Raw genomic sequence first — 11928 nt, forward strand, 5'->3', positions numbered from 1 at the left:
TGAATCTCGCCGCGACGTCCCTTCTTGGCGCATGGCGCGCGACGGCCTAGCGTGCCGGTTGAAGAGAGGGAGCATCCATGCGCGTCACCACCATCGCCGCCCTGGCGGGCGCCGCCGTCCTGCTGGCCGCCTGCGCCGCATCGCCGAAGCCGACGGCCGACAGCCTGGACGCCGTAGCCCGCGACTATGTCGCCCTGACGCTGGAGATCGGCGAGCGCGAGCCGGGCTATGTCGACGCCTATTACGGCCCGGCCGAATGGGCCGAGGCGGCCAAGGCCAATCCGCGCGCCCTGCCACAGTTGGCCGAAGGCGCGGCCGCCCTGACCCGACGCCTTGAAGCACTGTCTGAACAGGGACTGGACGACCAACGCCGCCAGCGCCGCGCCTATCTGCTGGCTCATGTCTCGGCGGCCTCGGCGCGGCTGCGGATGCTGCAGGGCGAGAATCTGGGGTTCGCCGACGAGGCCGAGGCCCTGTTCGGGGTGCGGCCGGAATTGCGGCCGCTGTCGTCCTATGATCCGGTTCTGGCGCGCATCGACGCCCTGGTCCCCGGCGAAGGGCCGCTGGCCGAGCGGGTCGCCGCCTTCCGCGCCCGCTACGTCGTCCCCAAGGACCGGCTGGATACGGTGATGCGCGCGGCCATCGCCGAGTGCAAGGCGCGCACCCAGCGCCACATCACCCTGCCCGCCGGCGAGACCTTCACGCTGGAGTTCGTCAACGACAAGCCGTGGTCGGGCTACAACTGGTTCAAGGGCGGCGCCTTCAGCCTGATCCAGGTCAACACCGACCTGCCCATCTACATCGACCGGGCGGTCGATCTGGGCTGCCACGAAGGCTATCCCGGCCACCACGTCTACAACGCCCTGCTGGAGCAGACCTTCGTCAAGGACAAGGGCTGGGTCGAGATGAGCGTCTACCCCCTGTTCAGCCCCATGTCCTTCATCGCCGAGGGCAGCGCCAACTACGGCATCGACCTAGCCTTCCCCGGCCATGAGCGCACCGAGTTCGAGGCGCGCGTGCTGTATCCGCTGGCGGGGCTGGACCCGGCCACGGCCGAGGCCCAGACGCAGCTTCTGGCCCTGACGCGCGAACTGGCGCGGGCGGAGTATACAGTGGCCGACGACTATCTGGCCGGGCGGATCGACCGCGAGACGGCTCTGGACCAGCTGCAGAAATACAACCTCGTCGCGCGCGACCGGGCGGCGCAGCGGCTGAGCTTCATCGAGACCTACCGCTCCTATGTCGTCAACTACGGCCTGGGCCGGGACATGGTGCAGGCCTGGGTTGAGCGGCAGGGGCCGGACCACTGGAAGACGACGGAACGGCTGCTGGCCAGCCAGACGCTGCCGGTCGATCTGGACTGAGGCGGCGCGCAACCCGCGGCGGGCCAGGGGCGTTAAGGCCAAGGTTCAAATCTCAGAGGGGCTTTCACCCATGCGTATTCGTATCCTGACCATCGCCGCCGCCTCGGTCCTGGCGCTCGGCGCCGCCGCCTGCACCCAGGCCGAACAACAGAAGGCCGAGGCCAACGCCGAAGCCGCCGGCGACAAGGCCGCAGACGTCGCCGCCCAGACGGGCGAAGTCGTCGAGTCCGGCGCCATGAAGGCCGCGCAAGCGGTAGAAGAAGGCGCGGGCAAGGTCGCCGACAAGCTGGAAGACAAACAGGCCGAGGCCGCCGCCGAGGGCCGCCCCGGCGCCGTCGATCCGGCCACGGACACCCGCGTCCCGGCCAAGAACTAGGACATCAACCTGACGCCCTCCCTTCGCCTGCAGGAGGGAGGGCCTTCGTCGGCTTAAGCCTCCGCCAGCAGGTGATCGACCAGGGCTTTGGCCTCGGCGCTGGCCCAATCGGCCTCGCCGGTCAGGACGGCGCGCACCCGGCCCTGACGATCCAGCAGAATGGTCTGGGGCATGGCGCCCTTGCCCGGAAACTCGAAGGCCAGCTGGAATTTCGGGTCGATGTAGAATTCCAGCGGCGCGTTCTCGGCGATGAAGGCCCGCGCCTCGCCCGCCGTCTTCTCCACATCCATGCTGACGGTGACGACGGCGAAATCCTCGCGCGCCTTGTAGTGGTCGGCCAGGGCCGCCAGGGTCGGCATCTCAATCTTGCAGGGCGCGCACCAGGTGGCCCACAGGTTCACCACCGTCACCTTGCCCGCGAAGTCGGCCAGGCGGACGTCGCCGCCGTCGGCGTTCTTGAACACATAGGCGGACACCGCCTGAAAGGCGTCTTGAGAGGCGGGCGTCTGAAGCGCCGCCAGCGATCCCTTGGCGAAGGCCGCCAACTGCGGGTCGACAGTCTCGGCTGCGGCAGGTGCGGACTCTTTGCTTCCGCCCTTCTGATTGACGTATAGCAGCGCCGCGCCCACGCCGATCACGCCGATCGCCGCGAACGTCGCCACGCCCGCCCAAGTCCGCCCAGAGCCGCTCATGTCCGATACGCCTTCCAAACCACAGCAAGATGTCCCCGCTCAGGGCCAGTCTCTATGGGGCGGACGCTTCAGCGCCAAGCCCGCCGACATCATGCAGGCGATCAACGTCTCCATCGGCGTCGACAAACGCCTGTGGGCGCAGGATCTGGCCGGATCGCGGGCCCATTGTCGCATGCTGGCCCAGCAGGGCATCATCCAGCCGGCCGACGCCGAGGCCATCCTGGGCGGTCTGGACGTCATCGAGGGCGAGATCCGGGACGGCTCCTTCCCCTTCCGCGACGCCTATGAAGACATTCACATGAACGTCGAGGCGCGCCTGTCGGAACTGATCGGCGAGCCGTCGGGGCGCCTGCACACGGCGCGCAGCCGCAATGATCAGGTGGCGACGGACTTCCGCCTGTGGGTGCGCGACGCCTGCGACCGCACCGTGGCGCAACTGAAAGATCTGCAACGCACGCTGCTGGACCGGGCGGAACAGCACGCGGGCGACCTGATGCCGGGCTTCACTCACCTGCAGACGGCCCAGCCGGTGACCTTCGGCCACCACCTGATGGCCTATGTCGAGATGTTCGGCCGCGACGCCGGGCGCTTCCATGACGCCCGCGTCCGCATGAACGAGAACCCGCTGGGCGCCGCGGCGCTAGCCGGGTCGCCCTTCCCCATCGACCGCCACATGACGGCGCAGGCGCTGGGCTTCGACCGCCCGATGGCCAACAGCCTCGACGCCGTGTCGGACCGCGACTTCGCGCTGGAAAGCCTGGCTGCCGCCTCGATCGCGGCGGGCCACCTGTCGCGTCTGGCCGAAGAGATCGTGGTGTGGATGACGCCCATGTTCGGTTTCGCCACCCTGCCCGACGACCTGACCACCGGCTCGTCCATCATGCCGCAGAAGCGCAACCCGGACGCCGCCGAACTGGTGCGCGCCAAGACGGGTCGCATCAACGGCGCCCTGATCGCCCTGACCACGGTGATGAAGGGCCTGCCGCTGGCCTATTCCAAGGACATGCAGGAGGACAAGCCGCCGGTGTTCGAGGCGTTCGATGCGCTCGATCTGGCGCTGACGGCCATGACCGCCATGGTCGCCGTGATCCGCCCCAACACCAAGAAGATGACCGCCGCTGCGGGCGCGGGCTTCTCGACCGCCACCGACCTGGCCGACTGGCTGGTGCGCGAGCTGAACCTGCCCTTCCGCCAGGCGCACCATGTCACCGGCGCCGCCGTGAAGCGGGCCGAGGCCCTGGGCCTGGGTCTGGGCGAATTGCCGCTGACTGAATTGCAGGCCCTGGATGGCCGGATCACCGAAGGCGTGTATGAAGTGCTGACGCCCGAAGCCTCCTGCGCCAGCCGCCAGAGCTTCGGCGGCACGGCGCCGGAGCAGGTCCGCGCGCGCATCGCCGACTGGAGAAGCCGCCTGTGACGAAGACGTCTGTGAAGAAGACCCTGATCCTGGCGGGCGCCGCCGCCCTTCTGCTCTCGGCTTGCGGCCGCATGGCCGACCTCGAACCGCCGCAAGGCGCCACGCCGAAGAAGCAGACCGAGCGCGCCATCCGCGACAAGTCGGCCGCTCACCTGCCGGAACCGGCGATGCAGAACCTGCCGCCGCGCCAGATGCCCATCGACAACGGCACGTCCGACCCGTTCGGCAAGCCGCCGCCGATGAACTGAGCCTTCGCTCCGACCTTCTGACTGGACTCCCCGCCGGTGCACCATTTCGATCTCAAGGACGGCGTCCTGCACGCCGAGGGCGTCTCGCTGGAGGCGCTGGCGGAGACGGTCGGCACGCCGACCTACGTCTATTCCTCGGCCACGCTGCGCCGTCACTACAGCCTGCTGCGCGAGGCCTGCGACGCGCATAAGGGTGCGCTGGGCGAGGCCCTGATCGCCTTCGCGGTCAAGGCCAACTCCAACCTGTCGGTGCTGGCCACGCTGGCGAAACTCGGCTGCGGCGCCGACACCGTGTCCGAGGGCGAGATCCGCCGTGCCCTGGCGGCGGGCGTTCCGGGCGAGCGCATCATCTTCTCGGGCGTGGGCAAGACCGACGCCGAACTGGCCTTCGCCATCGACGTCGACGTGCGCCAGATCAATGTGGAGTCCTCGGCCGAACTGGACCGTCTGATCGCCGTCGCGGCCGACAAGGGCGCGGCGCCCGCCATCGCCATCCGCGTGAACCCCAAGATCGGCGCGGGCGGCCACGCCAAGATCACCACCGGCGGCGCGGGCGACAAGTTCGGCGTGCCGGTGGAAGAGGCGATGGCCCTCTACGCCCGCGCATCAAACTCGCCTCACGTCACCCCCGTGGGTCTGGCCTGCCACATCGGCAGCCAGATCACCGATCTGGCCCCGCTGGAAGCCGCTTTCCGCGTGCTGCGCCAGATGACGGAAGAGCTGCGCGCCCAGGGACACAGCGTCACCCGGCTCGATCTCGGCGGCGGCCTGGGCGTGCCCTATTATGGCGATGCGGCGACGCCCTCTCCGGCCGACTATGTGGCCATGGCCGCGCGCGTGCTGGACGGACTGAACGTCGAGGCCGCCTTCGAGCCCGGTCGCCTGATGGCCGCCAACGCCGGCGTCCTGCTCAGCCGCGTCATCCAGGTCAATGAACGCACCGACGGCCGCCGTTTCCTGGTGCTGGACGCGGCGATGAACGACCTGATGCGTCCGGCCCTCTACGACGCCTTCCACGACCTGAAGCCGGTGCGGCCGACGCCGGGCGAAGCCCTACCCTACGACGTCGTCGGCCCCGTCTGCGAGACCGGCGACACCTTCGCCCGCGACCGCGACCTGCCGCCGCTGAAGGCGGGCGACCTCGTCGTCTTCATGAGCGCCGGCGCCTATGGCGCGGTGATGAGCGGCGAATACAACACCCGCCCCCTGGCCGCCGAGGTTCTGGTCGACGGCGAACGCTACGCCGTCATCCGTCCGCGCCCGACCTATGAGCAAATGTTCGCCCGCGAGCCGATGGCCGACTGGCTTTAAGCCTCAGTCCAGAGCGCAGATGTCGGGCAGGCCGCGCATGCCGCCCGCGTGGTCCAGGCCGTAGCCGACCAGGAAGCGGTTCGGCGCCTCCCAGCCGACGAAGTCGGGCTCAGGCGCACGGGGCTTGGGCCAGGGCTTGCGGGCGAAGACGCAGGTCAGCACCTCGGCCGCGCCCGCTTCCTTGGTGATCCGCACCGCCTCGGCCAGGGACAGGCCGGTGTCGAAGACATCGTCCAGGATCAGCACCTTCCGCCCGTCGAGCGAGCGCTGATAGGGGGCGCGGACCTCGATCCTGCCCCGGCTGGTCTGCTCGTCGCCGTAGGAGGCCAGCCACAGGGCGTCGAAGCGGACGTTGCGGCCCTCGCGCGCCAGGGCGCGGGTCAGGTCAGCGGCGAACCACAGCCCGCCGGTCAGAAGGACGGCGGCCACCGTCTCATCGTCGACATGGGGGGCGATGCGGCGCGCCAGATCGGCCACGACGGCCTCGATCTCGGCCTGGGACAGAAGAACCGTGGGGGCGGGGGTCGCTTGGATGTCAGCCATGCCCGGCGATACCGCCTGGACGGGGGCGGTGTCGAGAGGCGAAGCGGCTGGACCCAGGTCGAGACCGCTCAGCGGCGCAGACCGCCGTCTTCCCGCACGGCGCTGTCGTCCGAGGTCTTTGCGCGCGGCGCGGAGGTCGACTTGGAGGACGCCTGGGCGGCAGGCCTGGGCGCGTCCTCAAGGAGATAGTCGACGCTCAATCCCGCCACCCGCCCCTGTGGATCAGGAATGACCACGGCGAAGCCCTGAACCTGCCCCGGCAGGATGGGCGGTCCGTCCAGGCGCACGACGCGGCGCGTCACCGTGGCGCCCTTGGCGTCCTTGAGGACCACGACCAGCGGCGGCGGGACGACTTCGATGTCGCGAATGTTGCGCAGCGCGCCTGACACCAGGGTGCGGCCGGGATCATGCGGCGTGGTGCGGCCCCGCAGCGCCTCGACCTCCAGCCCGACGGTGTTCACGTCCAGGCCCAGCGACTTGTAGACCCCCGCCGCCGGGGGAAAGGCGCGGGCGATCTCCTCGCGGAACAGGACGCCGCCGGTCAGCAGGCCCAACACCACCGCCGCCGCCGCCGCCCAGGCCGCCCCCGCCGCCGCTGCCTGGCGCACGCGACGCTTGCGCTCGGCCTTGGCGCGGAAGGCGCGGGGCAGTTCCGGCGCCGGGGTCTCGGCGAAGGTGTCATAGTGCGGCGCGGCCTCGGCCTCAGCGGCCGGAGCGGCGGCCGGCTCCAGTTCCAGAGGGGCGTCTTCCAGGGTCGCGCGCCAGTCGTGGCCGCACGCCTTGCAGCGCACGCGACGGCCGTTCGGGCCGATCGCCTCGTCGGAAACGAAATAGCTAGTGGCGCAGGCGGGGCAGGTCAGTATCATGTCAGCTGACTGCGAGGCTTATCGCCCCCTCCTGTCGCGGCGCAACGCCCCGGTCCAATACGAAACTCGATGCCCGATCCGATCCGCCGCGCCGCCGACCCTGACTCCGCGCCTGACGCCGTCCGCCTCAGGGGCGTGGGCTTCGGTTATGCGGACAGGCCCGCCGTGCTGCGGGACGTTAACCTTACACTGCCAAACGGCTCTTTCCACTTCCTTACCGGACCCTCGGGCGCGGGCAAGTCCTCGCTGCTGCGGCTGCTGACCCTGGCCGCGCGACCGCAGGCGGGGCGAATCAGTCTGTTCGGCCAGGATGTGACCCAACTGCCTCGCCGTGAGATTCCCGCGCTTCGCCGCCGCATGGGCGTCATCTTCCAGGACTTCCGCCTGCTGGACCATCTGTCGGCCTTCGACAACGCGGCCCTGCCGCTGCGCCTGGCGGGCGAGCGACCGGCCGAATACGCCGCCGACGTGCAGGAGATGCTGCGCTGGGTCGGCCTAGGCGCGCGGCTGGACGCCCTGCCGCCAACCCTGTCCGGCGGCGAAAAGCAGCGCCTCGCCATCGCCCGCGCCGTGGTCGCGCGCCCGCGCCTGATTCTGGCTGACGAACCGACCGGCAGCGTCGACCGGCCGATGGGCGAGAAGCTGATGCGGCTGTTCCAGTCGCTGAACAAACTGGGCGCCACCGTCCTGATCGCCAGTCACGACGAGGCCCTGGCCGAGCGCAGCGGCGCGGCCGTGCTGCGGCTGGAAGGCGGACGGCTGGAGCAGATCGCCGCCGCCGCACCGGAGGGCCTCGCATGATCGGCCGCTTCCGCAGCGCCCAACCCGAGCTGCTCCCGCGCGAGGCGGGCGGCGAACGCTGGCTGGTCGTGGTCATCGCCGTGCTGTGTTTCCTGGCCTCGATCGCCGCCGTGGGCGCCCTGGCCGCCGACCGGGCCGCGCACGGCTGGGCGCGGCAACTGCGGGCCGAAGCGACCGTGCAGGTGCGCCCGCGCGTCGACGAGACCGGCCCGGCCGCCGCCGCCCGCGCCGCCGAGACCCTGGCTGGCGTCGACGGCGTGGCCGAGGCCCAGGCGATGGACCGCAAGGCCGCCGAGGCCCTGCTGCGCCCCTGGGTCGGCGAGGCGGCCCTGCCCGACCTGCCCCTGCCCTATCTGGTCATTGTCCACCTGGACCCGAAAGCGCCCGCCAGCGCCCCCAGCCTGAGCCGCGCCCTGGCCGAGGCCGGGCTGGACGCCACCGTGGACGACCACAGCCTGTGGCGCGGCGAGGTCGAGCGGTCGGCGGGCCTGATCACCGCCCTGGCCGGGGCAGCCTTCCTGCTGATCGCGGCGGCGACGGCGGCGGCCATCGCCTACGCCACGCGCGCGGGCATGGCGGCCCAGGCGGCGGTGATCGAGACGCTGAGCCTGAACGGCGCCTCGGACAGCGCCGTCGCCACCCTGTTCCAGAAACGTTTCGGCCTGCTGGCCGCGACCGCGGGCGCGGCGGGCGCGGGCCTGGCGGCGCTGATGCTGGCCGGGCTGCGCCTAATCGGCGGCGAAGGCGGGCTGACCCCGGCCCTGCCGCTGGCCTGGGTCGATCTGCTGGTGCTGATCGCCTGCCCCTTGCTGGCGGGCGCCGTCGCCGTCCTGGCCGCCCGCCTCACGGCGCTGGCGAAGCTGGGCCAGCGTAGCTAGTTAGTCTCCTATGAAGTTCCTGACGCTGATCGCCGTGGTGGCGCTGATGTGGCTGACGGGCCTGTTCGTCTTCGCCGAGCGGGTGCGCGGCTTCACGCCTGCGCCCGAACCGGCGCGCGCCGACGCCATCGTCTCCCTGACCGGGCCCTCGGCCGAGCGCGTCAACGCCGCCATCCGCCTGCTGGAGCAGGGCAAGGGCGACCGGCTGCTGATCTCGGGCGTCAACCGTGAGGTCCGCCGCCAGGAGCTGCGCGCCCTGACGCCGGGCTCCAGCAAGCTGTTCAACTGCTGCGTCGACCTGGGTTTCGAGGCCGAGAACACCGTCGGCAACGCCCAGGAGATCGCCGCCTGGGCGCGATCCAAGGGCTATGACGACCTGATCGTCGTCACCTCCGACTATCATATGCCGCGCAGCCTGCTGGAGATCCGCGGCGCCGCGCCGGGCGTGCGGCTGACGCCCTACGCCGTCTCCACCCCGTCGCTGGACAACGCCGGATGGTGGCGCGCGACCGAGACAGCGCGGCGCATGACGCTGGAATACATGAAATACTTGGCCGTGCTGGGCCGCGAGGGTATGCACCGCCTGACCGGCCGTCACCCCGAACGCCCCGGCTCGACCGCCGAGGCCGACGCCTCCGAACCGAGCAAGGCCGCCGCATGACGACTGTCCGATCCCTGATCTTCACCCTGTGGCTCTACCTGTCGATGCCGCTGTTCGCCATCGGCCTGTCGCCGGCGCTGCTGATGCCGCACGGCGTCGCCATTGCGGTGATCAAGCTGTGGGCGCGCTTCGTCCTGTTCGGCCTGCGTTGGATCGCCGGGGTCAAGGTCGAGGTGCGCGGGCTGGAGCATCGCCCGACCGGCCCGGCCCTGATCGCCGCCAAGCACCAGGGCATGCTGGACGTCATCGCCCCGTTCGCCTTCCTGGACGACGCCTGTTTCGTGATGAAGAAGGAGCTGATGCCCCTGCCCTTCTTCGGCTGGTTCGCTTGGAAGACGAAGATGATCGCCATCGACCGCGCCGCCCACGCCAAGGCGCTGAAGGACATGGTGCGCCAGACCCGCGCGCGTCTGGCCGAGGGCCGTCAGATCCTGATCTTCCCCGAGGGCACCCGCACGACGCCGGGCGAACCGGCGGACTACAAACCCGGCGTCGCCGCCATCTATCGCGACGTGGACGCGCCCTGCTGGCCCGTCGCCACCAACTCGGGCGTGCATTGGCCGGCTCACGGCTTCAAACGCTATCCGGGCACGGTCGTTTTCGAGTTCCTGCCGCCGATCCCGGCCGGGCTGAAGCGCGCCGCCTTCATGGCGGAATTGGAAAGCCGGATCGAAACGGCCTCAACCGCCTTGTTGCCGCCCAAAACCTAAGCTTTGGAGAGCGAGACCCTATATCATCAGCTGTTGACCTGGGACTCGTTCATGACCGCACACAGCCCCCTCCGCCTCGCGCTGCTGGCGGCGGGCCTCTCAGTCCTGCCAGTCTCGGCCCTGCCTATCTCAGCCATGGCGCAGTCGCAGCCGTTCATCCCGGCTGAGGCTCCTCAGACGTGGAAGGTCGATGTCGGCGGCGGCGTCGTGCGCGGCTTCAGCGCCACCGGCAGCAACAGTGACGAGGCCAACTTCACCGCCTGGGGCTCGGCCTCCTATCGCGACATCGTCTACGCCAACGGTCTGGACGGCCTGGGCTGGAATGCGGTCAAGCGCGACGGCTTCCACGCGGGGGTGCAGTTGCGTCCGCGTTTCGCCGCAGGCGACATCGACGGCATGGATCGCCCGGACCTGGGCGCCGACGCGGCGCTCTACGCCTTCAAACGGCTGCCGGGGAATATCGTCGTCGGCGGCCGTATCCAGCATGACGCCACCGGCGACGACGCCGGAATGGAATACTACGGCTCCATCAGCCACCAGCGCGTGACTCGCGTCGGCCTGCTGCAGACCATGGCCTATATGCGCGGCGCCAGCGACGAGCGGGTTCAGCGCTATTACGGCGTCAGCGCCGCCGAGGCGGCGAGCAGCGGCTTGACCGCCTTCGAACCCTCAGGCGGACTGTCGGCGGCGGGGGCGGCGGCCCTGCTGGCCATCCCGATCGGCGATCGCTACGGCATGGGCGCCTTCGTCAACTACGAACAGCGCCTGGGCGACATCAAGGACAGCCCCCTGATCGAGGACGACTACATCTGGCGCGCCGGTGTGATCGGCGTGGTGCGCTTCAACAGCGGGGACTAGACCATTATCGATCGGGAATAATCCATCCCGATCCAGATCAATGGTCCGCTTAAGTTCTAACGCGTCAGCGCGCCGCGAACTCGCTGAGGGCGTCGAGGACGGCGCGGTTCTGATCCGCCGTCCCGACCGTCACCCGCAGGCAGTCCGGCAGGCCGTAGCTGGCCACGCCGCGCACGATGATCCCCTGGGACTGCAGATAGTCCTGCGCCGCCGAGGCCGGGCGCTTCGCATCCGGGAAGCGGATCAGGATGAAGTTGCCCGAAGCGGGCAGCACCTCAAACCCGAAGCCGCGCATGGCCTGGATCAGGCGCGGCCGCCACTCGGCCACCAGATCGCGCGAGGCCTTCTGGTGCGCCTCGTCGGCCAGGGCGGCGATGGCCGCCTCGATCCCCGGCACGGAGACGTTGAACGGCAGGCGGATGCGGTCGATGGCCTGCTCGACCGCCAGCGGCGCATAGCCGAATCCGACGCGCAGACCGCCCAGACCGTGCAGCTTGGAGAAGGTGCGGGTGACGACGACGTTGGCCGCCGTGCGCGCCAGATCAAAAGCGCTTTCCCAATCCGGCTCGGTCACAAACTCGGCGTAGGCTTCGTCGATCACCAGGATGACATGCGGCGGCAGGCCCGTGTGCAGGCGGCGGATCTCCTCGCCCGTGGCGTAGCTGCCCGTCGGATTGGCCGGGTTCGACAGATAGACCAGCTTGGTTCGCGCATCGACCAGGGCCAGCATGGCGTCGACGTCGGCGCGGAAATCCGGTTCGGCCGCCAGTCTGACCTCGGCCTGACAGGCGCGGGCGGAAATCTGATAGGCGACGAAGGCGTACTGGCTGGTGACGATGTTGTCCCCGGCCTCCAGATAGGTCTGGTTCAGCAGGGCGAAGACCTCGTCCGAGCCGTTGCCGAAGATCAGCCGTTCCGGCTCCAGCCCGTGCGCCTCGGCGACGGCGGCGCGCAGACGGTCGGCCCGGCCGTCGGGATAGAGGTGGATCGAGGACACGGCGGCGGCGAAGGCCTCGCGCGCCTTTTCGCCTGCGCCCAAAGCGTTTTCGTTGGAGGACAGCTTGATCGGCTTGGCTACGCCGGCGATGGCGCTCTTGCCGCCGACATAGGGGGCGATATCCATCACGCCGCGCTTGGGTTGAGGCGCGCCGCCGGACGGCACCTGTTTCGCTTCGGTCATGCGCGCGTCATCCCCTGCCGGCC

The 11928-nt window shown here is 70.0% G+C and carries 14 protein-coding genes; 10 read left to right on the forward strand and 4 right to left on the reverse strand.

Translation table 11 applies throughout. From position 1 onward, the window contains the following. Nucleotides 1-77 precede the first annotated feature (77 nt). Nucleotides 78-1364 (forward strand): hypothetical protein, encoded by a 1287-nt coding sequence (locus tag B3D50_RS12265; RefSeq protein WP_286951518.1) that lies wholly within the window; start codon nt 78-80, stop codon nt 1362-1364. A gap of 70 nt (nt 1365-1434) precedes the next feature. Then, nucleotides 1435-1740, forward strand: a complete 306-nt coding sequence (locus B3D50_RS12270) for a hypothetical protein (RefSeq protein WP_269296913.1) — start codon at nt 1435-1437, stop codon at nt 1738-1740. 53 nt (nt 1741-1793) lie between these two features. Here the strand turns inward: B3D50_RS12270 and B3D50_RS12275 are convergent, their stop codons facing one another. Continuing rightward, nucleotides 1794-2432, reverse strand: a complete 639-nt coding sequence (locus B3D50_RS12275; RefSeq protein WP_286951521.1) for a TlpA family protein disulfide reductase — start codon at nt 2430-2432, stop codon at nt 1794-1796. Between B3D50_RS12275 and argH the strand changes: the two genes are divergently transcribed. The 3 genes from argH to lysA are packed head-to-tail and all read left to right on the forward strand — an operon-like array spanning nt 2431 to nt 5408. After that, nucleotides 2431-3849, forward strand: a complete 1419-nt coding sequence (argH, locus tag B3D50_RS12280) for an argininosuccinate lyase (RefSeq protein WP_286951523.1) — start codon at nt 2431-2433, stop codon at nt 3847-3849. The two genes, B3D50_RS12275 and argH, sit on opposite strands and share 2 nt — an antisense overlap. After that, nucleotides 3846-4097: an LPS translocon maturation chaperone LptM gene (gene lptM / locus B3D50_RS12285; RefSeq protein WP_223850705.1), complete on the forward strand. Its 252-nt coding sequence runs from the start codon at nt 3846-3848 to the stop codon at nt 4095-4097. Before argH ends, lptM begins: the two co-directional genes overlap by 4 nt. A gap of 36 nt (nt 4098-4133) precedes the next feature. Next, on the forward strand, nt 4134-5408 hold the full coding sequence (gene lysA / locus B3D50_RS12290; RefSeq protein WP_286951524.1) for a diaminopimelate decarboxylase: 1275 nt from the start codon (nt 4134-4136) through the stop codon (nt 5406-5408). A 3-nt stretch (nt 5409-5411) separates the two neighbouring features. Here the strand turns inward: lysA and B3D50_RS12295 are convergent, their stop codons facing one another. Then, a complete protein-coding gene (locus B3D50_RS12295) occupies nt 5412-5951 on the reverse strand; it encodes a phosphoribosyltransferase (RefSeq protein WP_046652372.1) in 540 nt (179 codons plus the stop codon). 68 nt (nt 5952-6019) lie between these two features. After that, nucleotides 6020-6817: a DUF3426 domain-containing protein gene (locus B3D50_RS12300; RefSeq protein WP_286951526.1), complete on the reverse strand. Its 798-nt coding sequence runs from the start codon at nt 6815-6817 to the stop codon at nt 6020-6022. A gap of 69 nt (nt 6818-6886) precedes the next feature. Between B3D50_RS12300 and B3D50_RS12305 the strand changes: the two genes are divergently transcribed. From B3D50_RS12305 to B3D50_RS12325, 5 genes are read left to right on the forward strand one after another with little or no spacing between them, the layout of a single operon-like run. After that, entirely contained in the window at nt 6887-7618 is a 732-nt protein-coding gene (locus B3D50_RS12305) for a cell division ATP-binding protein FtsE (RefSeq protein WP_286951528.1), read from the forward strand. Further along, nucleotides 7615-8496: a cell division protein FtsX gene (locus tag B3D50_RS12310; RefSeq protein ID WP_286951529.1), complete on the forward strand. Its 882-nt coding sequence runs from the start codon at nt 7615-7617 to the stop codon at nt 8494-8496. The genes B3D50_RS12305 and B3D50_RS12310 overlap by 4 nt, the downstream gene beginning before the upstream one ends. A gap of 10 nt (nt 8497-8506) precedes the next feature. Further along, nucleotides 8507-9157, forward strand: a complete 651-nt coding sequence (locus tag B3D50_RS12315) for a YdcF family protein (RefSeq protein ID WP_286951530.1) — start codon at nt 8507-8509, stop codon at nt 9155-9157. Beyond that, the gene (locus B3D50_RS12320) at nt 9154-9867 is read left to right on the forward strand and encodes a lysophospholipid acyltransferase family protein (RefSeq protein WP_286951531.1); all 714 of its coding nucleotides are present in this window, start codon (nt 9154-9156) and stop codon (nt 9865-9867) included. Before B3D50_RS12315 ends, B3D50_RS12320 begins: the two co-directional genes overlap by 4 nt. A 51-nt stretch (nt 9868-9918) precedes the next feature. Continuing rightward, nucleotides 9919-10725, forward strand: coding sequence for a MipA/OmpV family protein (locus B3D50_RS12325; protein ID WP_286951533.1), 807 nt, complete (start codon nt 9919-9921; stop codon nt 10723-10725). Nucleotides 10726-10789: 64 nt separating this feature from the next. Here the strand turns inward: B3D50_RS12325 and hisC are convergent, their stop codons facing one another. Then, nucleotides 10790-11905: a histidinol-phosphate transaminase gene (hisC, locus tag B3D50_RS12330; RefSeq protein ID WP_286951535.1), complete on the reverse strand. Its 1116-nt coding sequence runs from the start codon at nt 11903-11905 to the stop codon at nt 10790-10792. Nucleotides 11906-11928 lie beyond the last annotated feature (23 nt).

This window comes from Brevundimonas sp. UBA7507 (genome assembly GCF_002478355.1).
GTDB lineage: Bacteria > Pseudomonadota > Alphaproteobacteria > Caulobacterales > Caulobacteraceae > Brevundimonas > Brevundimonas diminuta_D.